This is a genomic window from Streptomyces sp. FXJ1.172 (assembly GCF_001636945.3).
Classification (GTDB): domain Bacteria; phylum Actinomycetota; class Actinomycetes; order Streptomycetales; family Streptomycetaceae; genus Streptomyces.
In genome coordinates this window covers 7,999,298-8,022,672 of record NZ_CP119133.2, presented here as the reverse complement: position 1 = coordinate 8,022,672, position 23,375 = coordinate 7,999,298, and the positions used below count along the sequence as shown (strand labels likewise).

Here is a 23,375-nt window from a genome sequence, read left to right as displayed (position 1 = left end):
GTCGATCCGCCCCTGGGGACCGCCCGGGTGGGGCAGACTGCGGCCGTGAGCGCCCTGATGTGGATCACCGTCGTCTCGCTGGCCGCCTGGTGCTGGCTGCTGCTGTGCCAGGGCTTCTTCTGGCGCACGGACGTCCGGCTGCCGCCGCGCCGTGAGCCGGACGCCTGGCCGTCCGTCTGTGTCGTCGTACCGGCCCGTGACGAGGCGGCCGTGCTGCCCGCGAGCCTGCCGTCGCTGCTCGCGCAGGACTATCCCGGGCGGGCGGAGGTCTTCCTGGTGGACGACGGGAGCAGCGACGGCACCGGCGAGCTGGCCCGCGAACTGTCCCGGCGGCACGGCGGGCTGCCACTGACGGTGGGCTCGCCCGGGGAGCCGCCGGCGGGCTGGACGGGCAAGCTGTGGGCGGTGCGGCACGGCATCGGCCTGGCACGCGCGCGTGATCCCGGGTTTCTGCTGCTGACCGACGCGGACATCGCGCACGCCCCGGACAGCCTGCGCGAACTGGTCGCGGCCGCGGACGCCGGGGGCTTCGACGTCGTGTCGCAGATGGCGCGGCTGCGGGTGGAGAGCCTGTGGGAGCGGCTGGTGGTTCCGGCGTTCGTGTACTTCTTCGCGCAGCTGTATCCCTTCCGCCGGATCGGCCGCAGGGGATCGCGTGCGGCCGCGGCGGCGGGCGGCTGTGTCCTGCTGCGCGCCGGCACGGCCGAGCGGGCGCGCATCCCGGACGCCATCCGGCACGCCGTGATCGACGACGTGGCGCTCGCGCGCGCGGTGAAGGCCGTCGGGGGGCACGTCTGGCTGGGGCTGGCCGAGCGGGTGGACAGCGTGCGGCCCTATCCGCGGCTGCACGACCTGTGGCGGATGGTCTCGCGCAGCGCCTACGCCCAGCTGCGCCACAACCCGCTGCTGCTCCTCGGCACGGTCGCCGGGCTCGCCCTGGTGTACCTGGTGCCGCCCGCTGCACTGGTCGCGGGCGCGGCCGGCGCGGGTACGGCCACGGCGGTGCTCGGCGCCCTGGCGTGGGCGGTGATGGCGGGGACGTATCTGCCGATGCTGCGCTACTACGGCCAGCCGCTGTGGCTCGCCCCGCTGCTGCCGTTCACCGCGTTTCTCTACCTGCTGATGACGGTCGACTCGGCCGTGCAGCACTACCGGGGGCGCGGGGCCGCCTGGAAGGGCCGTACGTACGCGCGTCCGGGTGCCGTGCCCGACGAGAGCTGAGCCCGGTCACTTGCGGCCGGGCGTCCAGTTCATGCCCCAGCCGTAGGCGCGGTCCACGGTCCGCTGCGGGCTCACTCCGCGCTCCGGCACCAGATAGCGCGCCTCGCGCTGCACGAGCAGATCGCCGCCGGTGTTCGTGAGCAGGGCGAGCGCGCACACGGTGGAGGGGACGGTGCACTCGTCGAGCGAGAAGTCGATCGGTGCGCCGTGCTGGGGCCGCAGGGTGACGGTGGCGTGCAGGTCGGCGAAGGAGCTGGCGCCCTCGTAGATCGTGACGAAGACGAGGATGCGCCGGAAGTCCTGCCGGTGGTCGAGATTGACGGTGAGGTTCTCCCCGGCGGCCACGGCTCCGGTGCGGTCGTCGCCGTCCAGATGGATGTAGGGCGGCCGGTGCAGCGATCCGAAGGCGTTGCCGAGTGCCTGGACGACGCCCTTGCGGCCGTCGGCGAGTTCGTACAGGGCGCACAGGTCGAGGTCGAGGTCCCCTCGGCCGCCGCCTCCCCGGCGGCCGCCCCAGCCCGAAAGCTGTTTGCGCACCTGCCAGTTGAGGTTCACCCGCATGGCACCGGAGGTTCCGCCCTGTTTGGCGAGCGAGACGGAGGGGGTGGCCTTCGTGAGGGTGACCTTGGACAGCCGGACCGGCCGGGCCGCGGTGCCCTGCGCGGCGACCGGGGAGACCGCGGGCGGGGGCGCGGGCGGGGGCGGCACCGGGGCCGTCGCGGGCACCGGGGGCATGGCCGCCGGGGGCCGCACCTGGGCAGCGGCGGCGGGCGGCGCGGCGCGGCGGGGCTCGTCCACCGTGATCCCGAAGTCCGTTGCCAGGCCTTCGAGTCCGCTGCTGTAGCCCTGGGCGACCGCGCGGAACTTCCAGCCGCCCTGGCGGCGGTAGAACTCGCCGAGCACGAAGGCCGTCTCCGAGGTCGCGCCGGGGCTGTCGAAGCGGACGACGACCGACCCGGTCGCCGCTTCGGTCACCTCGACGTAGAGGCCCGGCACCTGCCCGAACGTCCCGCCGTCGGCGGAGGCGGCGAGGACGATCCGCTCGATCGCGCCCTCCACGCGCGCGAGGTCGACGGAAAGGATGTCGGTGACCTGCCCGCCGGCCGTCCGCTTGCCCTCGTGGCGCACCGCGCCGGACGAGTGGGCGGGCTGGTTGTAGAAGACGAAGTCGCCGTCGGAGCGGACCCTTCCGGCGGCGAGCAGCAGCGCCGAGGCGTCTGCGTCGGGCACGCCGGGACCGGAACGCCAGCCCAATTCGACGCGCAGGGCCGTGATCGGCACCGGCGCGTTCGACCCTTTCGACATTGACATGTCCGCCCCAATCCGCTTCGGCTTCCGGACGCCCCGGCCGTCCAGTGATCCCTACCCGCCCAGCCTGTTCCCGGGTCCGGTGAACTCCTCCGGGCGGGACCGGAAGATCGCCGGTCGACCGCCGGTAACCCTGCAGAAAGTCTGCCTTTACAGTATCCAAACGTAGGTCGGCGCCCTATTTTGCCAACTTCGCTCGGATTGGGGATCCCAGGTCACTGCCGACACGGAAAAGAACCCTCTTATCGGTCTCCCCAACGAGCACATCGTGGGCTTAACTTATGTGCCATGACCTCCCCCCGCTCCACTTATGGTGGCGGCTACTACTCCGCCTCCTTCCCGGACACCCCGATCTACGACTCCCTCGTCGCCGAGCGGGGCACCCCGCAGATCGCCCCGATCCGGGTCCCCGCCGCCTACGACACGGGCGGCAACCTGCCCGCCCTGCCGTCGGCACTGCCCGCCCTCCCGGCGGGCCCCTCCCCGCAGGCCCCCGCCTACGGCTACCCGCAGACGCCGCAGCCCGCGCCACTGCAGCAGGCGCCCACGGCGTACATCCCGCAGCAGGCGAGCGCCCCGCGGGGTTACCCCGGTCCGCAGGCCCCGCAGCCCCAGCGCCCGATGGGGGCCGGCACGGGGTACGAGGCGATGCGCCCGGCCTCGCCGCGGCCCGGGCCGGCTCCCTACCAGGACCCGTACAACAACCAGCAGTACCGCGGCTACTGACCGGCGCCCCCGCGCTGTCGGTGCCGCCTGGCACGATGGCGTCATGGGACACGCCGAGGTGCAGTCGATCCACGTCCATCCGGTCAAGGCGTTCCGGGGATTCGCGCCCCGGCAAGCTGTGGTGGAGCCATGGGGCCTGACCGGAGACCGGCGCTGGGCACTGATCGACGACGGGGGAAAGGTCGTCACACAGCGCGAGCAGCCGCGTCTCGCGCTGGCCGCCGCCGAGCTTCTGACCGGCGGCGGCATCCGTCTGTCCGCGCCCGGCCGGGCGCCGTTGACGGTGCCGGTGCCCGAGCCGGCCGAGACCGTGCCGATGAGTGTGTTCGGCACGAAGGTGGAGGCGGTCCCGGCCACGGCGGACGCGCATGCCTGGTGCAGCGCCTATCTGGGGGCGGACGTCCGCCTGGTCCACATGGACGATCCGGCCACCCGCCGCCCGATCGACCCCGCGTACGCCCTGCCCGGCGAGACAGTGAGCTTCGCCGACGGCTATCCCCTGCTCGTCACGACGGCGGCCTCTCTCGACGCCCTCAACTCCCGGATAGCGGACGGCGCTCACGCCCACGAGGGCCCGCTGCCGATGAACCGCTTCCGGCCCAATCTGGTCATCGCGGGCACCGAGCCCTGGGCCGAGGACCACTGGTCGCGGGTCTCGGTCGGCGAGGTGCTCTTCCGCGTCGCGAAGCCGAGCGGGCGGTGCGTGGTCACCACCGTCGACCAGGACACCGCCCAACGCGGCCGGGAGCCCCTGCTCACCCTGGCACGCCACCGCAAGGCCGGCTCGAAGCTGATCTTCGGCCAGAACCTGGTACCCCTCTCGCGCGGCACGATCAGGGTGGGGGACACGGTCCGGGTGATGGAGTGACGCACCGGAAACACCGCACGAGGGGGGAACCCGAACCGGGGCCCGGTCGTTGAGAGGACATGAGAAACGCCTGAGAAGCCGCGTGCGTGACCGTCCGCGGCGGACGTGATGTCGCTCTCTCTTGCTCCGGGGCGCGGTCGCTCGCCCTCGCCCGGGGTTATGACGGAGCGGAAGGGGGGTGGGGAGCATGCGGGCCATCAGTGGTCTGTGGCGCTGGCGGCGCAATCCGCTGCGCCGCGCGACCGACCTCGCCGAGGCGTGGGTGGCGCTCGTGGCGCTGGTGCTGATCACCGTGGCCGCACCCCTGACGGGCTGTCTGGCCGGCGCCGTCGCCCAGGACGCGCTGCAGCGCTCCGTGCGCGAGCAGCAGCACACACGCCACCTCGTCAGGGCAACGGTGGTACGTGACCTGGGGGATGCCCCCCTGGAGGCCGATCCCGACACCACCACGGCGCGCGAGATCCGCCACCGCGTCCTCGCGAACTGGTCCGCGCCGGGCGGTACCCGGCAGCACGGCACGACCCTGGCGAGCCTCAAGTCCCCGCACCCGGGCGACCACTTCAGCATCTGGACGGACCCGCAGGGCCGAATAACGACCCGGCCGCTGGACTCCCCCACCGCGACGACGCACGCGGTGCTGGCCGGGTTCGGCGCGGCCCTGCTGATCGCGGGCCTGGTCGAGGGCGCCCGGCGGCTGACCCTCTGGCGCATGGTGCGCCGGCGCTACGCACGCTGGGACCAGGCCTGGGAGCGGGCGGGCCCGGACTGGGGCAAGGCGGGCACCGGCAGCTGACGGACCGACGGCTCTGGTCAACCCACCATGCACGCACACGCTACGGTGGACCGGCCGGAACGCTTTCGGCGACAACCCGCGGAGCAGCGAACCGCAGGGGCACGCAGGTTTTTCGGGAGCGCGAACGCGCACGGGCCCCAGGGCCGGGCACGGTAGCGTTCCCGGCACCCGCGGCAAGGCCCCGCGCGGGAGCGAGCCATCAGTACGACGAGGTGGGGGCACGGCAACGCCATGGCACAGGGCACGGTCCAGGTGACGCACACCGGTACGTCGCGGTGGCGGCGCCGCACGGGTGAGTACGTTTCGCTCGCCGCCGCCCTGGAGGCCGCCGCCGACGGCGACGTCCTCACCATCGCCCCGGGCACCTACCGGGAGAATCTCGTCGTCCAGCGGGCGGTGACGCTCCGCGGCCCCGAGGGCTCCCCCGGCTCGGTGCGGATCGCGCCCGTGGACGGGGTGCCGCTGACCGTGCGGGCCTCGGCCGTGGTGCAGGACCTGCATGTGGAAGGCCAGGACGCGGCGGCACCGGCGCTGCTGGTCGAGGAGGGCACGCCCGAGCTGAGGGACGTGCGGATCGTCACCCGGTCCGCCGCCGGCATCGAGGTGCGCGGCGGCGCCCGCCCGACCGTGCGCCGCTGCACGGTGGACAACCCCGCGGGCATCGGCATCGCCGTGCTCGACGGCGGCGGCGGAGTGTTCGAGGAGTGCGAGGTCGTCGCGGCCGGGCAGGCCGGCGTGGCCGTCCGGGGCGGCGCGCATCCGCGTCTGGAGCGCTGCCGGGTGCACCACGCCTCCGGCACCGGGCTGACCGCCACCGGGGAGAACTCCGCGCTGGAGGCGGTGGGTTGCGAGATCTACGAGGTCCGCGGCTCCGGTGTGCAGATCACCCAGCGCGCCACCGCCCATCTGACCGACTGCGATGTGCACCGCACCACCGCCGACGGCGTCACGCTGGACACCGACGCCGTGCTCACGCTCGCCGACTGCCGCATCCACGACATCCCCGAGAACGCGGTCGATCTGCGTTCCCGCTCGGTGCTGACGCTGACCCGCACGACGGTCCGTCAGTTCGGGCGCAACGGCCTGTCGGTGTGGGACCCGGGCACCCGGGTGGACGCCAACCAGTGCGAGATCTTCGACAGCACCGGCGACTATCCGGCGGTCTGGGTGAGTGACGGCGCCACCGCCGTGCTCGACTCCTGCCGGGTGCACGACGTACCGGACGCGCTGTTCGTGCTGGACCGGGGCTCACGCGCGGACGTCGTGGACAGCGATCTGTCCCAGGTGCGCAACACGGCGGTGTCGGTGAGCGACGGGGCGACCGCGCAGCTCGACGACTGCCGGATCCGGGAGGCGGCGACCGGCGCGTGGTTCCGCGACCACGGCAGCGGCGGCACGCTGAACAACTGCACCCTGGACGGCACCCAGACCGGTGTGATCGTCACCAAGGGCGCCGACCCGACCATCGAGCGCTGCACGGTCGACTCCCCCGCCGAGGCCGGCTTCTACGTCTCCGCGGGCGGCCGCGGCAGCTTCCTGAACTGCCGGGTCAGCGGCAGCGCCGGCTACGGCTTCCATGTGATCGACGGCTGCCGGGCGACCCTGCGCAAGTGCCGTACGGAGCGCTGCGCACGCGGTGGTTACGAGTTCGCCGAGGGAGGGCCGGACGCGGGGTCCGGGTCAGGCCCGCTGGTGGAGGACTGCACCAGCGACGAGAGCGGCGGTCTGCGGCCCCCGACGGTGCGCGAGAGCGCCGTTCAGACGGTGACGCACTCCGCCGGGCTGCTCGGCTCGATCCCGGGGCAGCGCACCACGGAGCAGGAGCCGCTGATCACCGCTCCGGAGCCGGTCGAGCCGGTGCGGACGTCGAAGGACGTGCTCGGGGAACTGGACGCGCTGGTCGGCCTGGAGAGCGTCAAGCGCGAGGTGCGGGCGCTGACCGACATGATCGAGGTGGGCCGGCGCCGGCAGCAGGCGGGGCTGAAAGCGGCCTCGGTCAAGCGGCATCTGGTCTTCACCGGCTCCCCCGGCACCGGCAAGACGACGGTCGCCCGGCTGTACGGCGAGATCCTCGCCTCGCTCGGGGTGCTGGAGAAGGGACACCTGGTCGAGGTCTCCCGGGTGGACCTGGTCGGCGAGCACATCGGTTCCACGGCGATCCGCACCCAGGAGGCCTTCCAACGGGCGCACGGCGGTGTGCTGTTCATCGACGAGGCGTACGCGCTCTCCCCGCAGGACGCGGGGCGGGACTTCGGCAAGGAGGCCATCGACACCCTGGTGAAGCTGATGGAGGACCACCGGGACGCGGTGGTGGTGATCGTCGCCGGGTACACGGCGGAGATGGAGCGCTTCCTGTCCGTCAACCCCGGTGTCGCCTCCCGCTTCTCGCGCACGATCACCTTCGGCGACTACGGCCCCGAAGAGCTGCTGCGGATCGTGGAGCAGCAGGCCGACGAGCACGAGTACCGGCTGGCGGCCGGCGCGTCCGAGGCGCTGCTGAAGTACTTCACGGCGATGCCGAAGGGCCCCGCGTTCGGCAACGGCCGCACCGCCCGGCAGACCTTCGAGGCGATGGTGGAGCGGCACGCGAGCCGGGTCGCCCAGCTCGAGGACCCGAGCACCGACGATCTGACCCTGCTGTACGCGGACGACCTGCCGGAACTCACGTGAGCAGTCCCGCCGGCCGCACACCCCCGGAGGTTTCCCCATGAAGGCGCTGACGACGCTCGCCCGGCTCTACGTGGACGACCTGGACGAGGCGCTGCCCGCGCTGCGCGAGCTGACCGGCGAGGACGTCCGCACGCGGTTCTCCCACGGCGCTGTGGACGTCGCGAGCATCGGCGGGTTTCTGCTGGTCGCGGGCAGCGAGCAGGCGCTCGCCCCGTTCCGGCGCGTGCAGAGCACGGTGCTCGTCGACGACCTGGACGGGCTGCACACGTTCGTGACGGCCCACGGCGGGGAGATCCTCGACGGCCCGCGCGAGGTGCCCACGGGCCGCAACGCGACCGTGCGGCACCCGGGCGGGGTCGTCCTGGAGTACGTCGAGCACAGGGCCTGAGCGCTCCGCCGGCAGCGCCGCGATGTGCCGTCGGTCCGCTGCGGCGCCTTCGTGGCCGGTCGCGCGGTTGCCCACGCTCCTTCGGGACGCTGCCGGACCGCAGCGGATGCCGTCGGCCCTGCTTCAGCCGCCCTCCGCCGCCCGCGTCCCGGGGCCGACCGGCTCCGGGTGTTGCTCCGCCGGCTCCGGACGCAGCCGGCGGAGCAGGCGGGCGCGTTCCTGGGCGAAGACGGGGTCGGCCTGGTAGTCGGAGTGGCCGAGGATGGGCGCCGGAAGGGGGTGGGCCGGGGTGCGGCCGTAGGCGAGCGGGTCCCGCAAGGGGGTGTGGTCGACCTCGGGAGTGGTGTCGTCGGACACATGGACGGGGCCGCCGATGGGGTCGGTACGCCGGTAGAGGTTGCGCCAGCATGCGACGTCGCGGTGCAGGGAGGCGAGCGCGGGCGGTCCGAAGTGGGCCGGGAACCAGCGGCCGTAGAGGCGCTCGAGCGGTGAGCCGTAGGTCAGCAGGGCGATGCGTTTACGGGTCGACGGGGTCAGCTGCCAGGCGGCGGCCGCGGCGAGGACACTGCCCTGGGAATGGCCGGAGAGGACCAGCCGGCCCCCGGTGCGCTCTGTCCAGGTGGCCATCCGCCAGGTCAGGTCCGGCACCGCCCGCTCGGCGTAGCACGGGGGCGCGAAAGGGTGCGCGGCGCGCGGCCAGAAGGTGCCGACGTCCCACAGGATGCCGATGGTGCGCCGTGCGGAGGCGTCCTTGTAGGCGCGCCGGCCCCAGGTCACGAACAGCAGGAAACCGAATCCGACCAGCCAGGAGCCGAGCGCCTGCGAGGTCTCGGCGGTGGCCTGGAGGACGTCGTAGGTGCGGCGGGCCGCTCCGTCGGGTGTCTTGCCGGTGGCCATGGCACCGGCCAGCGCCACCGCCCCCAGCAGCAGGGTGGTGACGGTGAGCACGGCGACGGCGAGGGGCGCCCGGTCGGTGAGGGTGGCCATCGCCCGGACGTGGGCGATGGCGCGGGTACGGCCCGGGTCCTCGGGTTCGCCGGGGTGCTCGTGGCGGACGCGCGCGCGTTCGGCGCGGGCGATCCGGGCGGTGCCGAGGCCGAGCCGGGCGGCGAGGAGCAGCAGGGCCGCGAGGACCGGTGGAATCGTGGCCGCCTGCCAGGTCAGCAGGACGGGCGGCCCGGTGAGCAGGGTGTGGGCCCCGTCCAGCCAGCCGGCCACGCGCTGCGCGACCCCGCCGGACATCACGCCGCCCAGCGCGCACGCGAGCAGTGCGACGGCGGGTCCGCACAGGCCGCGCATCCCGGCGCGCCGGTCGGGGTCGCGGCGGTGCAGGTACCGGGCCACGACGGCGAGGGCGATGACGAGGAGCCCCTGCGCCAGCATCAGGGTGCCGAACGTCGGGTCGCCCGGCAGCCGCCCGGTGGAGTGCCAGCCGGGCCGGGACCAGCCGGCGTAGAGCGCGGTGAGCAGCAGCAGGCCGAGCGCGCCGAGCGGCAGGCGGCGTACGAGGTGCCGGTCGAGCCGCTGGTCGAGGAGGTTCTCGCTGCGGCCGCGCCGGCACACCACGCCCACCGCCGCTGCCGCCGAGGCCAGCAGGGCCGCGGTCAGCAGCCAGCTCAGGACGTTCAGGGCGGCGGGTCCGCCCGGCCGGTGGTCGTAGCGGGCGGCCGGCGTCGCGACGGCGGCGGCCACCGTCAGCAGGGCGGCCGCGGTGTGGGCGGCGCGGAGCCGGGCCACGAGGCGGCGCCCGTACCAGAAGCCGGGCCTGGCCAGCGCGCTGCCGTCGGTCTCCGGTTCGGGTTCGCGCGACATCGGCCGGTGGGACTCGTACGCGCTCCAGGTGCGGCGCGAGAGGTACCAGAGCAGGACGGTCAGTGCGGTCGGCACGAGTGCGGCGAGGCCGAGACGGCGCCCGGGCAGGCTCCACCAGCCGCCGTCCACACCGGATGCCGTGACGGCGGAGAAGGTCAGCCAGGGATGGCGGCGGGCGCAGTCGTGGACACCCGCGCACTGCCAGGCCACCAGGTCCAGGGCCACCTCGCAGGCGGCGGCCACCAGCAGGATCGTCAGGGTGAGGGCCGTCAGGCGGACGAGGAGGCCGTACAGGCGGATGACGCGCGGCCGGCCGGCCGCGGCTGGGCGCATCCAGTGCGCGAGGTTGACCACCATGAACGGCAGCAGTAACAGCCACAGGGCGCGGCTGCTGTCGCCGGAGGTCAGGTTGCACCAGACGTAGGCCTCCTGCACGGGCTCGCCGCGGGGGCCCTTCCCGGGCCCGGCGTCCGCCGCGCGCCGGAAGACTGCGGCGGTGTCGTCGCCGGTGACACGGACGGTACGCGGGTCGCCGAGCATCTTCTCGGGCGTGGTGCCACCGACCCCGTGCACGAGCAGCTCCAGCTCCGGCTCCGGCGGTCCCCCGGCAGGACGGTCGGGATCCGGTGCGGCGCCGCTGTCCGCGCCCCTGTCCGCCCGGTCGGTCCCCGGCTCGCCGAGCCTGTCCGTCTGTCGCCCTGTGGGGCGGTGCTGTGCGCGTTCCACCGTTCTCGCACCCCCGTGACGCGCCCGAAGGCCTGTGCCGCTCAGGGGTTCAGGATCCCGGCTGCACCGGCGTCGTGCACCACTCGTCACGGAATCTCCCCGATCCGGGTGACGGCGGCCGGGACGGCTGTGCCGGCAGTGGCATGTGCGCGTCGTGACAGACGGGTGGCGCAACCCGTACCGACCCGTGAAAGGATGGGACGCCCGCGCACCTTCGGCCGTACGGAATCTCCTGGTCGGGACCCGTGCGCCGGGCGTGTCGGACGGTTGGCGGCGAAAGGACCGGAGCGTACGTGAGTGAGAATCAGAACCTCCTCGCGGAGCAGCGCCGCGCCCTGATCCTGGACGAGGTCCGGCGCCGGGGCGGCGTGCGGGTCAACGAACTGACCCGCAAGCTCGGCGTGTCGGACATGACCGTGCGCCGGGACCTGGACGCGCTCGCCCGCCAGGGCATGCTGGAGAAGGTGCACGGCGGCGCGGTGCCGGTGGTCGAGGCCAGCACGCACGAGCCGGGTTTCGAGGCGAAGTCGGGTCTGGAGCTGACCGCCAAGGAGGACATCGCGCGGGCGGCGGCCCGGCTGGTCACCCCGGGCACGGCGATCGCCCTGTCCGGCGGTACGACGACGTACGCGCTCGCGCAGCACCTGCTGGAGGTGCCCGACCTGACGGTCGTGACGAACTCGGTGCGGGTCGCGGACGTGTTCCACGCGGCACAGCGCACCTCGGGCCAGCGCCAGGGCGCGGCCACGGTGGTGCTGACCGGCGGGGTGCGCACCCCGTCGGACTCGCTGGTGGGTCCGGTCGCCGACCAGGCGATCGCCGCCCTCCACTTCGATCTGCTCTTCCTCGGTGTGCACGGCATATCGCTCGAGGCGGGACTGTCCACGCCGAACCTCGCGGAGGCCGAGACCAACCGGCGGCTGGTGCACTCCGCGCGCCGGGTCGTCGTGGTCGCCGACCACACCAAGTGGGGCACGGTGGGCCTCAGTTCGTTCGCCGAGCTGGAGCAGGTGGACACGCTCGTCACCGACGCGGGTCTGCCGGCCGAGGCGCGCGCGGAGATCTCGGAGCACCTGGCACGGCTGATCGTGGCCGGGGAACCCGAAGCGGACGAGGACATCTGACGGTGCGTCAACTACGCTGACGGCCAACGCCCCGCTTCCGGACGGGACTTCACGAGGGGTTCGTCGTCATGGCTCAGCGTCTGCGCCCGGTCGGGCCGGAGTTCGTCGAGAACGCGCCCGTGCGGTTCGTGTTCACCAGGGACATGGCCGCCGCCCCCGAGGCGGTCTTCCATGCCCTCGCCGAGGACGTGCCGGGCTGGCCGGAGTGGTTCTCGGCGGTGGCCGCCGCCCGGCCGGTCGAGGGCGGGCGGGAGGTACGGCTGCGGGGCGGGATCCGCTTCCAGGAGACGGTGCTGGTGGCGAAGGCACCCGAGGTGTACGCCTACCGGGTCGACATGACGAACACGCCGGGCGCCCGCGCCTGGGCCGAGGAGTGGCGGCTGGTCCCGGCCGGTACGGGAACCCGGGTGCGGATGACCTTCGCCCTCGACGGCACGGTCCCCTTCCGCCTCGCGTGCCGGCTCGTCCGGCCGGGCACCGGCCAGGCGTTCCGGAACGCGGTCACGGCGCTGGACCGGCGCCTGCGCTGAACGGCCCGCGGACTCAGTCCGGCCACACGCCCGTCGTCAGCAGGGTCTCGATCGCCGCCGCGTACGGCGTGACGTCCAGGCCCTGCTCCGCGAGCCAGGCGTCGGAGTAGTACTTGTCGAGGTAGCGGTCGCCCGGGTCGCACAGCAGGGTGACGACGCTGCCGGTGCGGCCCTCGGCCACCATCTCGGAGACGATCTTCAGCGCGCTCCACAGCCCGGTGCCCGTGGAGCCGCCCGCCTTGCGGCCGATGGCCCGCTCCAGGGCACGTACGGCGGCGACGCTGGCCGCGTCCGGGACCTTCATCATCCGGTCGATCGCGCCGGGCACGAAGCTCGGCTCCATGCGCGGCCGGCCGATGCCCTCGATCCGGGAGCCGCAGTCGCAGGTGACGTCCGGATCGCCGGTGGTCCAGCCGTCGAAGAAGCAGGAGTTCTCCGGGTCGGCGACGCAGATACGGGTGTCGTACTGCATGTAGTGGACGTAGCGGGCGAGCGTCGCCGAGGTGCCGCCGGTGCCCGCCGTCGCGACGATCCACGCCGGCTCCGGGAACCGCTCCAACTCCAGCTGGCGGAAGATGGATTCGGCGATGTTGTTGTTGCCGCGCCAGTCGGTGGCCCGCTCGGCGTAGGTGAACTGGTCCATGTAGTGGCCGCCGGTCTCCACCGCGAGGCGGGCCGACTCCTCGTACATCTTCCGGGAGTCGTCCACGAAGTGACATCGGCCGCCGTGGAACTCGATCAGGCGGCACTTCTCGGCGCTGGTCGTGCGCGGCATGACCGCGATGAAGGGCACCCCGATCAGCTTGGCGAAGTAGGCCTCGGAGACGGCGGTGGAGCCGCTGGACGCCTCGATGACCGGGCGGCCGGGACGGATCCAGCCATTGCACAGACCATAGAGGAACAGGGAGCGGGCGAGGCGGTGCTTGAGGCTGCCGGTGGGGTGCGTCGACTCGTCCTTGAGGTAGAGGTCGATGCCCCACCGCTCGGGGAGCGGGAAGCGCAGGAGGTGCGTGTCCGCCGATCGGTTGGCGTCGGCCTGGACCTTGCGCACGGCCTCTTTCAGCCAGTCGCGGTAGGCGGCGTCGCTGCGGTCGACGTCGAGGGTGGCGCCGGTCCTGGTCTGGTGGCTGGTGCTCACGGCGGTACTCCTTACGCTGGGCGCCGACGGCGCCTGACGCGGCCGCCAACTTGAGCATAAGCATCTTTCGCACCGCTTCCCACCTGCATAAACGCATCTTTGAGCCAGTCAAAGCCGCCCTGGGGCCACAGGTGTGCGAGGCGCCTGGGGGCGCATTGGCGGGAGTGCTCCGGCAGACCGTCGCGCGCGCCCCGCGTGCACTGGTGCTCTCCGCCGCATCGGGGCAGACTGCACGCGTCGGGACGATCGTCCCGAACGGGGGCGCACACTGGACCGCGCAAGCACAGGCACAAGGGGGCGGCGAGGGATGGCGGAGCCGGAGTTCACGGCCATGGGCGTGCGGATCGGCAAGCGACTGCGTTCGCTCACCCGGGCCGGGCAGGTCCGGATCAACGACGGCCGGCTGGAGTTGCTCAACAGCTACGGCAGCGAGATCGACAGCGCGCCGGTACAGGCCGTGCGGGCGTCCAAGCCGTGGTTCGCGGCGGACGACCGGGCGCTGGCCGACCTCAACGGCAAGCGGTACCTGCTGACACTGGGCGAGCACGACCCCGCTCCGGGCGAGCCGGGGCCGCCCACGGCACGGCGGTTCATCGAGGCCGTGCGCCGGGCCGCCGGACGCGGCGGCTGAGGGACGCAGGACCCGGCTGACAGCCGGCAGGAGCCGATGACAGACGCAGCAGCCGGCTGACGGACGCACGGGCCGGCCCGGCCGAGGAACACACCGGCCGCATCGGTCGCATCCGCCGAGCGGCGGTCCGTCGCGGCGAGTTGCGGGAGCGCATCCGCCCTGTCACGCTGTTCTCACGTCACTCTGGGTTTACCGGCGATAACGCTGCGAACCAGCCCGCCGGCCATGACAGCAGGCGGACGTTTGGACGCAAGCACCCTGCTGGATCCGTTGTTCTCCGTGTTCTTCCGGTCCTTCGGGACCTCTACACCGGGGAGTCGCAGCCGTGATCAGTCATCCGAGCAGGCACTGCACGGTGGAGCTCCAGGCCCTGCCGTCGCGGATCGGCCAGGTCCGCAGAATCGTATCTGCGCAGTTGCGTTACTGGCACATGGACCCGTTGATCGACCGGGCCGCGCTCGGTGTGACGGAGCTGCTGAGCAACGTCCACCGGCACGCGAGACCCGACAAGTCGTGCACGGTCGAGCTGGAGCTGCTGTCGGACCGGCTCACGGTCTCGGTGCGCGACAGCGATCCGCGGCTGCCGGTGCCGCCCGCCGCCGCGGACACGCCGGACGCCGGCCCGCTGGCCACCTGTGGGCGGGGACTGGCGATGGTGGCCGCGGTGAGCGAGAGCTGGGGCGCGCGGCCGGACGGCGAGAAGGGCAAGGTCGTGTGGTTCACGCTGCCCGCGCCGACGCCGGCCCGGACCGCTCCGCACGCCACGCCACCGCGTAAGGCACAGCCACGACCGACGCGGGAACCCGCCTCCGCGGCGGCCACTGTGTCCGTCACCGTGGCCGCTGGGACGGCCCTGGCGCCTGGCACACCTGTGACGCTGGGAGCTTCAGTCGCTGCGGGGGTTCCTGTGACGTCAGGGGCAGTTGCCGTGATGTCGGGAGCCTCCGTTGCCACCGGGGCTCCCGAGACATCGGAGGCTCCCGTGCCCGCAGGGGCGCCCGTCGGTGCCGGCGCTCCGGTCGCGAGTGCAGACCCGGTCCCCGGCCCCACCCCTGTCCGCGCCCCCGCCCCCGTCCGCGCCTCCGTCTCCGCTCCCGCCCCCGCCGTAACGCACTCCTCCGTCGTGGCCGGGGTGCAGGCTCCCGCCCGGTCGGCCGTTTCCGGCTGACCGGGCGGTGACCTCCCCGGGTACGACGAAGGCGCCGGCCGCCGGTCCTCACTCCGTGGCGATGGCCCACAGGACGTCCAGGCGGGCCGCCCGCCGGGCCGGGCGCAGGCCCGCGAGGGCGCCGGCGACGACGCCGACGAGCATCACCACCGCGAGCCGCGCGGGCGGCAGGGCGAAGACGAACGCGGTGTCGCTCGCGCCGTCGGAGGCCTTCACCAGCACCCAGCCGAGGAAGGCGCCGAGGCCCAGTCCGCCCGTCGTCCCGAACGCGGCGAGAAGGACCGACTCCCAGCGGACCATCGCGCGCAGCTGGGCACGGGTCTGGCCGACGGCCCGCAGCAGGCCCAGTTCCCGGGTGCGTTCGTGCAGCGCGAGGGTCAGTGTGTTGGCGATGCCGAGCAGGGCGATGACCACCGCGAGGGCAAGCAGCGCGTAGACGAGGGTGAGCATCATGTCGATGCCGCCGGCCGATGACCGCGCGTACTCGTCGCGGGTCTGCACCTGGGGGTTGCCGTACCCCGCGGCGACCTGCCGTACGGCCGCCTTGCCCGCGTCGGCGCCCACCCCGTGCCTGAAGGTGACGGCGATCAGGGTGTCGGAGTCCTGGGTGCGGTGCGGGGCCCAGGCGGCCCGGGTGATGACGTAGTCGCCCGCGAGTTCCGACCGGCCGTAGACGGCCCGGACGGTGAAGTTCTCGCGCCGGCCGTCGGTGAAGGTCAGGCGGGCGGTGTCCCCCGTGCGCAGGTGCTGCCGGCCGGCCTCCGCCCGGGCGAGTGCGATGCCGTCGGTGCCGAGGCCGCGCAGGGAACCGGTGACCGTGCCGAGGTCGAAGGTGTGGGCGAGCGCGACCGGATCGGTGACGGTCAACGCCCTTCCCCTGCCGTCGACTTCGGCGACCCCTCGGCCGAGTCCGACGGCGGTGTCCACCTGGGGCAGCCGTTGCAGGGCCGGGGCGAGCCGGGGGCTGAGTCCGCTGCCGCCCGCGCCGAAGGACGGGGTGCTGACGGCGACGTCGCCCGCGAAGGACCCGGACACCGTCCGGTCCATGGTGGCCTTCAGCGAGGCGCCGAAGACGGTGAAGAGCGACACGACGGCCACGCCGATCATCAGCGCGCTCGCGGTGGCCGCCGTCCGCTTCGGGCTGCGCAGGGCGTTGCGCCGGGCGAGGCCGCCGGTGACCCCGCGCAGCCGGTCGAGCGGGCCGCCGAGCAGCCGTACGACGGTGGTCGCGGCGACCGGGCCGAGCACCACGAAGGCGGCCAGGGCCAGCAGCGCGCCGAGGCCCGCCAGCCACACGGACGGGGTGACGAGCACGCCGCCGAGGGTCGCGGTGAGCGCGAGCGCGCCGAGGGCGGCGCCGGTGACCGCGCGTGAGCGGGAGGCACCCGAGGTGTCCACGGCCGAATCGCGCAGGGCGGCGAGCGGCGCGGTGCGTCCTGCGCGCAGGGCCGGCACCAGTGCGGAGGCCAGGCAGACCACGACCCCGACCGTGAACGGCAGCACCATCGACAGCGACTTGATCACCAACTCGCCGCCCGGGAAGGGGAATCCGATCGCCGGGAACAGCGCCTGGAGTCCGGCGGCGATGCCGATGCCGCCCGCGAGTCCGGTGAGCGAGGCGGTGAGCGCGACGGCCAGGGCCTCGGCGAGGGCGACGGCGGTCACCTGCCGTCGGGCGGCGCCCAGGGCACGCAGCAGAGCGTTCTCACGGGTGCGCTGGGCGACCACGATCGCGAACGTGTTGTGGATGGAGAAGGTGGCGACCAGCAGAGCGACACCGGAGAAGACGAGCAGGAAGGTGGTGAAGAGGGTCAGGAACTGACCGGAGATCATGTCGGTGTTCTCCTGCGCGGACCGCTGACCGGTGATGGCCTCGACCCCCTTGGGAAGTACCGGAGTCAGCCGCCTCACCAGGGCGGTCTGGCTCACTCCGGGTGCGGCCCGCACGTCGATGGCCGACGCCTCACCGGGCCGCGCGGCGAGGTACCGCTCGGCGTCGGCCTGGGTCATGCCGGTGAACGTCACCTGGGCCATGCCGTCCTGGCCGCCGAAGGTGGCGAGGCCCACGACGGTCACGCGCACCGGGTCGGGGGTGCGCAGGGTGGTGGTGTCACCGATCTTCAGGCCGGCCTTCTTCGCGGCGCCCCGGTTCACCACCACCTCGCCCCTCCGGGCGGGGGCGCGGCCCTCGGCGAGCCGGTACGGGTTGAGCTTCGGGTCGCTGATCCAGTTCCCGGCGAGGGTGGGCGGCCCCTGACCGCCGACCGGCTTGCCGTCGGCCCCCACGAGCTGGCCGCGGCCCTCGATGTCCGGGGCGGCGGCGGCCACGCCCGGCACCCGCTCGACTCTCCGCAGCAGCGAGAGGCCGACCGGCCGTCGTACCCCCTGGGCCTGGCCGGGTGCGGTGATGGCGTCGGCGCCGCGTACGACGGCGTCCGTGCCGGCGGTGGCCTCGCCGAACATGGTGCCGAAACTGGCCCGCAGTGTGTCGCCCATGACGAGGGTGCCGGCCAGGAACGCCACGCCGAGGAACACGGCGAGGAAGGTGCCGGCGAAACGGCGCCGGTGCGCGCGCAGCGAGGCGAGGCTGAGCCGGAGCGGTGCCGATGCGTTCATGTCCGCACCTCGAAGGCCTTCATACGGTCCAGGACCCGGTCGGCGGTCGGCGCCTGCATCCGGTCGACCAGGCGGCCGTCGGCGAGGAAGAGCACCTCGTCGGCGTGTGCGGCGGCCACCGGGTCGTGGGTGACCATGACGACCGTACGGTCCATCTGCCGTACGGCCCGGCCGAGCAGACCGAGGACCTCCGCGCCGGAGCGCGAGTCGAGGTTGCCGGTCGGCTCGTCGGCGAAGACGACGTCCGGCCGGCCGGCGAACGCCCGTGCCACGGCGACGCGTTGTTGCTGGCCGCCGGAGAGTTCCGCGGGCCGGTGGTGCAGTCGGTCGCGCAGTCCGACGACGTCCACGAGCGCGTCGATCCACTCCGGGTCGCCGCGCCGGCCGGCCAGGTCCAGCGGGAGGGTGATGTTCTCGGCGACGGTCAGCGTCGGCACCAGGTTGAACGCCTGGAAGACGAAGCCGATCCGGTCGCGGCGCAGCAGGGTGAGCCGGCGGTCGTCCAGCGCGCCCAGGTCGGTGTCGCCGATGTGCGCGCTGCCGGAGGTGAGCGTGTCGAGGCCGGCCGCGCAGTGCATGAGGGTGGACTTTCCGGAGCCCGAGGGCCCCATGATCGCCGTGAAGCGTCCGGCGGGAAAGTCGACGTCGACGCCGTCGAGCGCGCGTACGGCGGTGTCGCCGCCGCCGTAGACCTTCACCGCGCCGGTCACACGGGCGGCGGCTCGCAGGGTGGTCGTCGTGGTCATGCCGCACCGCCCTTGCCCGTGCGGCCGAACTGCTCCTCCAGGACGGACAGGCGGCGCCAGTACTCGTCCTCGTCGATCTCGCCGGAGGCGAAGCGGCGGCCGAGGACCGCGAGCGGCGAGTCACCGGCCGGGCGGCCCGCGCCGACGGGACGCCAGGGGCCGCCGCGACCACGCCACGCGGTGCGCCGCAGGAAGGTGACGGCGCCGATCACGACGGCCGCCCAGATCAGCGGGAAGAACAGGATCCACGGGCCGGGTCCGCCGTGCCAGCTGGCCAGGGTCTGCATCGGGGGTCATCTCCCTTGTCGTCTGCGTAGTCCTCGGTCTTCGGGGATGCCACGAGGTTCCCTCCGGCAAGGGGCCCGGGTCGTCGTGCGGCCGGCGGCACCGCGCATACCCCCCGGGGAGTACGGCGGGGACGGTGAACTGCTCCGCCGGGACTGGCGAACTGTAACTACTAGTATGTACAGTGAGTGCATGAGCACCTCGGAACGACTGATCGAGTCCACACGCGAGTTGCTGTGGGAGCGGGGTTACGTGGGCACCAGCCCCAAGGCGATCCTGGAGCGCGCGGGCGCGGGCCAGGGCAGCATGTACCACCACTTCAAGGGCAAGCCGGACCTCGCCCTGGCGGCGATCGAGCGGACCGCCGAGGAACTGCGCGGCACCGCGGAGCGCGTCCTCGCCGGGCCGGGCACGCCGTACGAGCGCATCGAGGCGTATCTGCTGCGCGAGCGCGACGTGCTGCGCGGCTGCCCGATCGGCCGGCTGACGATGGACCCGGACGTGATCGCCAGCGACGAACTGCGCGCGCCGGTGGACGAGACGATCGCCTGGATCCGGCAGCGGATCGCGCAGATCGTCGAAGAGGGCAAGCGACAGGGGCAGTTCGCGCCCTCGCTGGACGGCGAGGAGATCGGCGCGGCCGTCCTCGCGACCGTCCAGGGCGGCTATGTCCTCGCCCGCGCCTCGGGCTCGCCCGCCGCGTTCGACGCGGGCGTACGCGGCCTGCTCTCCCTGCTCGCACCCCCGACTGCCCAGCAGGAGCGGTGACTTCGTGCACATCACCCGGCCTGAGCCGCCTCGCGGTCGTGGAGGCGCCGAGGACAGCACGTCGACCGAGTGGCACGCACACGTGACCGACCGCCCCGCCGGCCGGACCGCCTGAGAAAGGACGCGCGACATGCACGCCATGCAGTACGAGTTCACCCTGCCCGCGAACTACGACCTGGGGATCATCCGCTCCCGCGTCGCCCGCGTCGGGCATCTGCTGGACGACTGGGACGGCCTCGGCATCAAGACGTACCTGCTGCGCGAGCGCGGGGTGCACGGCTCGCCGGTGAACCAGTACGGGCCGTTCTACCTCTGGAACACCGTGGAGGGCATGAACAGCTTCCTGTGGGCGGAGGACGCCTTCCAGCGGACCGTGCGCGACTTCGGGCGGCCGGCGATACGGCAGTGGACGGGCCTGGCGTTCGAGGAGGGCACCGCCACCGGCTCCGCGCCCGCGCTCGCCGTGCGCAGGCGCCGACCGGTGCCGGAGGGCGTGGAGTTGGCGGCCTTCATGGCGGACGCGGCGGGCGAGACGGAGCGGCTGGCCGCCGAGGACGGTGCGGTGCTGGCGGCGGCGGCCGTGGACACGCGCGCGTGGGAGCTGGTGCATTTCTCGCTCTGGGAGCACGACGCGCCCAAGGCCGAGGGGGACGTCTTCCAGGTGCTGCACCTGTCCGCGCCCGGCCGGGACCGCCTCGCGCGGGGCCGGCAGTGGTGAGCCGCGTCCGCACGGTCCTCGGCGACATCCCGCCCGGTGAGCTGGGCGTGTGCGACGCGCACGACCATCTCTTTCTGAGCAGCCCGCAGTTCCCGGGCCAGGAACTGGACGACGCCGTGGCGGCCCGGGCCGAGCTGGAGGCGTTCCGGGCGGCCGGCGGGGCCGCCGTGGTGCAGTGGACGCCGTACGGGATGGGACGCCGGGCGGCGGACCTGGCGGAGCTGTCCCGGACCACCGGCGTCACAGTGGTGTGTGCCACCGGACTGCACCAAGCCGCGCACTACGCACCGGAGTTGCTCGACGCGGTGCGCGGTCGGCTGGCCGAGCTGTTCGTGTCCGAGCTGACCGACGGCATCGGCAGGACGGGGGTGCGGGCCGGGCTGATCAAGGTGGCGGGCGGCTTCCACACGCTCGACGCGCACGCCCGCTGGACGATGACGGCGGCGGCCGAGGCGAGCCACGCCACCAGTGCGCCCATCGCCGTGCACCTGGAGATGGGCACCGGCGCGCTGGACGTACTCGACCTGCTGTGCGGTGAGTTGGGCGTGCCCGGTGACCGGGTGATCCTCGGCCACCTGAACCGCTCGCCCGACCCGGTCACGCACCGGGAGGCGGCCGGATCGGGCTGCTGGCTGGCCTTCGACGGGCCGTCGCGCGCGCATCACGCCACCGACTGGCGGATGCCGAATGCGCTGCGGGAGCTGGCGCAGGCGGGCTTCGGCGACCGGCTGCTGCTCGGCTGCGACACCGTGCTTGCCGCTGCCCGCTCGGTCGACGGTGGGCCCGGTATGCCGTATCTGCTGCGCAGGGCCAGGCCACGGCTGGTGGCGGAGCTGGGCGAGGAGTTGGTGGAGCGGATCTTGACCGGGCATCCGGGGCGGGCGTTCGCCGCCGACTGGAGGTAGTCGTTCCTGCCCCACTCCGGTCGCGCTCGGCTGCGGCACGGGCGTCGTCCCCCGGCTCGTGCCGGAGCGCAGCACGGTCCGCGACCGGCCGGCCGTCGTCCCGGCCGATCCGGCCGATCCGGCCGTCCCTGCATTTCCGGCGCCGGAGCGGTTCACGATCGGGCTGTGTGTGCGCCGCACGGATCTGCGCCGGCCGCCGGTGGCGGCGCTGTGGAGCCTGACGGCGCACACGGCGGTGTGCACGTACGGGTCGGCTGTGCTCAGCCGCCGGTGCTGCGGCGTACGACCGGGCGCAGATAGTCGACGTGCGGTCCGTCGAGCGCGTCCAGATCCGAGGGTGCGCCGATCAGCTCGATCCGGTCGAACTCGGGGTCGGCGCCGCGGGCGGTCTCCGTGCGCACCAGCTCCGCGTACCGGTCGTACAACTCCCGTGCGGGGCGCGGCGGGGCGGTGAACGTCACGCCGACGCTGCCGCGTCCGCCGCGGGTGGTCAGCCATGGGGTCAGGGCGTCGGCCGGCGTGTCGGAGCCGGTCTCCTCGGCCAGTTCGCGGGCCGCGTGGGCACGCAGCGCGGCGAGGTCCAACTCGCCGTCGGCGTCCGGGGGTTCGATGGTTCCGCCGGGCAGCTGCCAGCGGCCGGGGGCCGCGGTCGAGGGGGCCATCCGGCCCACCATCAGACGGCCGTCGTCGGCGGGCTGCAGCACGGACACGAACAAGGACGCCAGCGCGGGCGCGCCGGGCACGTGCCGCAGCGCGCGGTACCGGTAGCGGGCCCGCGCCCAGGACAGCACCAGGCCGCCCGCCCCGTCCCGGTCCAGCCGGGTGAGGACGGCCACCGGGCCGTCGAAGAGGGCGGGGTTCGCCCCCACCGCCTCCGCCCACGCCCGGTCCATCGCCGAGCGGTGCGGACCGGACAGCGCCGGCAGTGCCGTCTCGACCAGGCGGATGCGTCCGGCGGGCAGGATCTCCACGGCCGAGTCGGTCACCGCAGTGCCTCCAGCGGGTCGTCCAGGACCGGCTGCCAGGCCAGTTCGGCCGCGCCGACGAGGCTGTTGTGGTCCAGTGTGCACGCCAGGATCGGCACGCCGCCGCTCTGGCCCCACAGGCTGCGGTCGGCGACGACCGCGCGCAGCCGGCCGGGATCGGCGTCCAGCAGGGTGCGGTGCAGGCCGCCGAGGATGATGCGGTCCGGGTTGAGGATGTTGACCAGCCCGGCGAGACCGAGGCCCAGGCGGTCGATCAGCGCCTCGGCGGCCCCGCGGACGGCCGGGTCGTCGTACTGCGTGCGCAGCAGGTCGTTGGCCTGCTGGAGCAGGGACACCTCGGGGCCCGGCTCGCGGCCCGCCTCGACGAGCAGCGCCAGCGGGTCCGCCTCGACGTCCAGGCAGCCCCGGCTGCCGCAGTGGCAGGGGCGGCCCTCCGGGTTGACGGTGAGGTGGCCGACCTCCAGGGCGAGGCCCGAACTGCCGGTGTGCAGACGGCCGTCGAGGACCAGGGCGCCGCCGACGCCCCGGTGACCGGTGGCCACGCACAGCAGGTCCCGGGCGCCCCGGCCGGCGCCGTGCCGGTGCTCGGCGAGGGCGGCGAGGTTGACGTCGTTGCCGGCGAAGGCGGGGCCGGTGAGGCCGGCGGCGCGCACGCACTGCGCGAAGATCTGCCGCACGGGGGCGCCGACCGGCCAGGCCAGGTGGAGGGGGTTGAGCGCCAGTCCGTCGGGTTCGGCGACGGCGGACGGTACGGCGAGCCCCGCGCCGACGCAGCGGCGGCCGGTCGTGCGCAGCAGCTCGGCGCCGGCTTCCACCACCGAGCCGAGGACCTTCGCCGGGTCGGCGTCGACGGTCTCGCAGCCGGGCGCGGTCGCCACGATCCGCCCGCCGAGGCCGACCAGCGCGGCCCGGAACCCGTCCGCGTGGACCTGGGCCGCGAGGGCGACCGGCCCGTCCTCGGCGACTTCCAGCCGGTGCGAGGGGCGCCCCTGGGAACCGGCCGCCGCGGCGGGCCTGGCGTCCACCCGGATCAGCCCGAGCGCCTCCAGCTCGGCGGCCACCGCGCCCGCCGTCGCCCGGGTGACGCCGAGTTCGGCGGTGAGCACGGCCCGGGTCGGCGCCCGCCCGGTGTGCACGAGCTCCAGCGCGGGCCCGAGCGCACCGCGCCCCCGGTCCAGCCGCGCCCTCGGGGTCGTTCTCTCCCCCGCCGTCCGGGGGTCCGCCTTGCCGCTCATGAGGGCGAGTCTC

Annotated in this window: 20 protein-coding genes and 1 pseudogene; 13 read left to right on the top strand and 8 right to left on the bottom strand. The window is 73.9% G+C overall.

Going from position 1 to position 23,375, the window contains the following annotated elements; all coding sequences use genetic code 11:
• The first annotated feature begins 57 nt into the window (after window positions 1–57).
• Window positions 58–1,221: a glycosyltransferase gene (locus A6P39_RS36285; protein WP_067052008.1), complete on the top strand. Its 1,164-nt coding sequence runs from the start codon at window positions 58–60 to the stop codon at window positions 1,219–1,221.
• 6 nt (window positions 1,222–1,227) lie between these two features.
• Here A6P39_RS36285 and A6P39_RS36280 read toward each other — a convergent pair whose 3' ends face one another.
• Complete coding sequence (locus tag A6P39_RS36280) at window positions 1,228–2,532, bottom strand: TerD family protein (protein WP_199840924.1); 1,305 nt, start codon at window positions 2,530–2,532, stop codon at window positions 1,228–1,230.
• A 285-nt stretch (window positions 2,533–2,817) separates the two neighbouring features.
• Between A6P39_RS36280 and A6P39_RS36275 the strand changes: the two genes are divergently transcribed.
• The 5 genes from A6P39_RS36275 to A6P39_RS36255 all read left to right on the top strand — a co-directional run bounded on the left by A6P39_RS36275 (window position 2,818) and on the right by A6P39_RS36255 (window position 7,974).
• Complete coding sequence (locus A6P39_RS36275; RefSeq protein WP_067052012.1) at window positions 2,818–3,255, top strand: DUF6643 family protein; 438 nt, start codon at window positions 2,818–2,820, stop codon at window positions 3,253–3,255.
• Between the two features lie 43 nt (window positions 3,256–3,298).
• Window positions 3,299–4,123 carry an MOSC domain-containing protein gene (locus A6P39_RS36270; RefSeq protein ID WP_067052014.1) on the top strand — a complete coding sequence of 275 codons (825 nt, stop codon included), beginning with the start codon at window positions 3,299–3,301 and terminating at the stop codon, window positions 4,121–4,123.
• A 187-nt stretch (window positions 4,124–4,310) separates the two neighbouring features.
• Window positions 4,311–4,916, top strand: coding sequence for an Rv1733c family protein (locus A6P39_RS36265; RefSeq protein WP_067052016.1), 606 nt, complete (start codon window positions 4,311–4,313; stop codon window positions 4,914–4,916).
• A gap of 231 nt (window positions 4,917–5,147) precedes the next feature.
• The gene (locus A6P39_RS36260) at window positions 5,148–7,586 is read left to right on the top strand and encodes a right-handed parallel beta-helix repeat-containing protein (protein ID WP_067052018.1); all 2,439 of its coding nucleotides are present in this window, start codon (window positions 5,148–5,150) and stop codon (window positions 7,584–7,586) included.
• A gap of 37 nt (window positions 7,587–7,623) precedes the next feature.
• Window positions 7,624–7,974 carry a VOC family protein gene (locus A6P39_RS36255; RefSeq protein WP_067052020.1) on the top strand — a complete coding sequence of 117 codons (351 nt, stop codon included), beginning with the start codon at window positions 7,624–7,626 and terminating at the stop codon, window positions 7,972–7,974.
• A 123-nt stretch (window positions 7,975–8,097) separates the two neighbouring features.
• On the opposite strand, the gene A6P39_RS36250 is transcribed toward A6P39_RS36255, so the two are convergent.
• Window positions 8,098–10,512 carry a hypothetical protein gene (locus A6P39_RS36250; RefSeq protein ID WP_443053014.1) on the bottom strand — a complete coding sequence of 805 codons (2,415 nt, stop codon included), beginning with the start codon at window positions 10,510–10,512 and terminating at the stop codon, window positions 8,098–8,100.
• 293 nt (window positions 10,513–10,805) lie between these two features.
• On the opposite strand from A6P39_RS36250, the gene A6P39_RS36245 reads away from it, so the two are divergent.
• Both A6P39_RS36245 and A6P39_RS36240 read left to right on the top strand, forming a co-directional pair.
• Window positions 10,806–11,636 (top strand): DeoR/GlpR family DNA-binding transcription regulator, encoded by an 831-nt coding sequence (locus tag A6P39_RS36245; RefSeq protein WP_067052022.1) that lies wholly within the window; start codon window positions 10,806–10,808, stop codon window positions 11,634–11,636.
• A gap of 68 nt (window positions 11,637–11,704) precedes the next feature.
• Window positions 11,705–12,166, top strand: a complete 462-nt coding sequence (locus A6P39_RS36240; RefSeq protein WP_067052023.1) for an SRPBCC family protein — start codon at window positions 11,705–11,707, stop codon at window positions 12,164–12,166.
• 13 nt (window positions 12,167–12,179) lie between these two features.
• Here the strand turns inward: A6P39_RS36240 and A6P39_RS36235 are convergent, their stop codons facing one another.
• Entirely contained in the window at window positions 12,180–13,304 is a 1,125-nt protein-coding gene (locus A6P39_RS36235; protein WP_067052025.1) for a PLP-dependent cysteine synthase family protein, read from the bottom strand.
• 307 nt (window positions 13,305–13,611) lie between these two features.
• Here A6P39_RS36235 and A6P39_RS36230 point away from each other — a divergent pair, with 307 nt between their 5' ends.
• Window positions 13,612–13,935 (top strand): hypothetical protein, encoded by a 324-nt coding sequence (locus tag A6P39_RS36230; RefSeq protein ID WP_067052027.1) that lies wholly within the window; start codon window positions 13,612–13,614, stop codon window positions 13,933–13,935.
• 325 nt (window positions 13,936–14,260) lie between these two features.
• Window positions 14,261–14,752 (top strand): annotated as a pseudogene (locus A6P39_RS36225) (ATP-binding protein); the annotation flags it as partial.
• A gap of 399 nt (window positions 14,753–15,151) precedes the next feature.
• On the opposite strand, the gene A6P39_RS36220 reads toward A6P39_RS36225, so the two are convergent.
• From A6P39_RS36220 to A6P39_RS36210, 3 genes are read right to left on the bottom strand one after another with little or no spacing between them, the layout of a single operon-like run.
• Window positions 15,152–17,719, bottom strand: a complete 2,568-nt coding sequence (locus tag A6P39_RS36220) for an ABC transporter permease (protein WP_067052031.1) — start codon at window positions 17,717–17,719, stop codon at window positions 15,152–15,154.
• Window positions 17,716–18,465 (bottom strand): ABC transporter ATP-binding protein, encoded by a 750-nt coding sequence (locus tag A6P39_RS36215; RefSeq protein ID WP_067052033.1) that lies wholly within the window; start codon window positions 18,463–18,465, stop codon window positions 17,716–17,718. Before A6P39_RS36215 ends, A6P39_RS36220 begins: the two co-directional genes overlap by 4 nt.
• Complete coding sequence (locus A6P39_RS36210; RefSeq protein ID WP_067052035.1) at window positions 18,462–18,752, bottom strand: SHOCT domain-containing protein; 291 nt, start codon at window positions 18,750–18,752, stop codon at window positions 18,462–18,464. Before A6P39_RS36210 ends, A6P39_RS36215 begins: the two co-directional genes overlap by 4 nt.
• A gap of 175 nt (window positions 18,753–18,927) precedes the next feature.
• Between A6P39_RS36210 and A6P39_RS36205 the strand changes: the two genes are divergently transcribed.
• The 3 genes from A6P39_RS36205 (at window position 18,928) to A6P39_RS36195 (ending at window position 21,141) form a co-directional block, all read left to right on the top strand.
• Window positions 18,928–19,518, top strand: a complete 591-nt coding sequence (locus A6P39_RS36205; RefSeq protein WP_067052037.1) for a TetR/AcrR family transcriptional regulator — start codon at window positions 18,928–18,930, stop codon at window positions 19,516–19,518.
• Window positions 19,519–19,648: 130 nt separating this feature from the next.
• Window positions 19,649–20,236 carry a DUF4865 family protein gene (locus tag A6P39_RS36200; protein WP_067052039.1) on the top strand — a complete coding sequence of 196 codons (588 nt, stop codon included), beginning with the start codon at window positions 19,649–19,651 and terminating at the stop codon, window positions 20,234–20,236.
• Window positions 20,233–21,141, top strand: coding sequence for a phosphotriesterase family protein (locus tag A6P39_RS36195; protein WP_067052147.1), 909 nt, complete (start codon window positions 20,233–20,235; stop codon window positions 21,139–21,141). Before A6P39_RS36200 ends, A6P39_RS36195 begins: the two co-directional genes overlap by 4 nt.
• A 260-nt stretch (window positions 21,142–21,401) precedes the next feature.
• On the opposite strand, the gene A6P39_RS36185 is transcribed toward A6P39_RS36195, so the two are convergent.
• The gene (locus A6P39_RS36185) at window positions 21,402–22,127 is read right to left on the bottom strand and encodes an NUDIX domain-containing protein (RefSeq protein ID WP_067052041.1); all 726 of its coding nucleotides are present in this window, start codon (window positions 22,125–22,127) and stop codon (window positions 21,402–21,404) included.
• The gene (locus tag A6P39_RS36180) at window positions 22,124–23,362 is read right to left on the bottom strand and encodes an ROK family protein (RefSeq protein WP_067052043.1); all 1,239 of its coding nucleotides are present in this window, start codon (window positions 23,360–23,362) and stop codon (window positions 22,124–22,126) included. Before A6P39_RS36180 ends, A6P39_RS36185 begins: the two co-directional genes overlap by 4 nt.
• Window positions 23,363–23,375 lie beyond the last annotated feature (13 nt).

Bases quoted from the DNA above. Each gene is read 5' to 3' on its own strand.
- A6P39_RS36260 (WP_067052018.1), top strand. From the start codon at position 5,148: ATGGCACAGGGCACGGTCCAGGTGACGCACACCGGTACGTCGCGGTGG.
- A6P39_RS36230 (WP_067052027.1), top strand. From the start codon at position 13,612: ATGGCGGAGCCGGAGTTCACGGCCATGGGCGTGCGGATCGGCAAGCGA.
- A6P39_RS36255 (WP_067052020.1), top strand. From the start codon at position 7,624: ATGAAGGCGCTGACGACGCTCGCCCGGCTCTACGTGGACGACCTGGAC.
- A6P39_RS36200 (WP_067052039.1), top strand. From the start codon at position 19,649: ATGCACGCCATGCAGTACGAGTTCACCCTGCCCGCGAACTACGACCTG.
- A6P39_RS36205 (WP_067052037.1), top strand. From the start codon at position 18,928: ATGTACAGTGAGTGCATGAGCACCTCGGAACGACTGATCGAGTCCACA.
- A6P39_RS36210 (WP_067052035.1), bottom strand. From the start codon at position 18,752: ATGCAGACCCTGGCCAGCTGGCACGGCGGACCCGGCCCGTGGATCCTG.
- A6P39_RS36220 (WP_067052031.1), bottom strand. From the start codon at position 17,719: ATGAACGCATCGGCACCGCTCCGGCTCAGCCTCGCCTCGCTGCGCGCG.
- A6P39_RS36285 (WP_067052008.1), top strand. From the start codon at position 58: ATGTGGATCACCGTCGTCTCGCTGGCCGCCTGGTGCTGGCTGCTGCTG.
- A6P39_RS36180 (WP_067052043.1), bottom strand. From the start codon at position 23,362: ATGAGCGGCAAGGCGGACCCCCGGACGGCGGGGGAGAGAACGACCCCG.
- A6P39_RS36270 (WP_067052014.1), top strand. From the start codon at position 3,299: ATGGGACACGCCGAGGTGCAGTCGATCCACGTCCATCCGGTCAAGGCG.
- A6P39_RS36265 (WP_067052016.1), top strand. From the start codon at position 4,311: ATGCGGGCCATCAGTGGTCTGTGGCGCTGGCGGCGCAATCCGCTGCGC.
- A6P39_RS36280 (WP_199840924.1), bottom strand. From the start codon at position 2,532: ATGTCAATGTCGAAAGGGTCGAACGCGCCGGTGCCGATCACGGCCCTG.
- A6P39_RS36240 (WP_067052023.1), top strand. From the start codon at position 11,705: ATGGCTCAGCGTCTGCGCCCGGTCGGGCCGGAGTTCGTCGAGAACGCG.
- A6P39_RS36275 (WP_067052012.1), top strand. From the start codon at position 2,818: ATGACCTCCCCCCGCTCCACTTATGGTGGCGGCTACTACTCCGCCTCC.
- A6P39_RS36215 (WP_067052033.1), bottom strand. From the start codon at position 18,465: ATGACCACGACGACCACCCTGCGAGCCGCCGCCCGTGTGACCGGCGCG.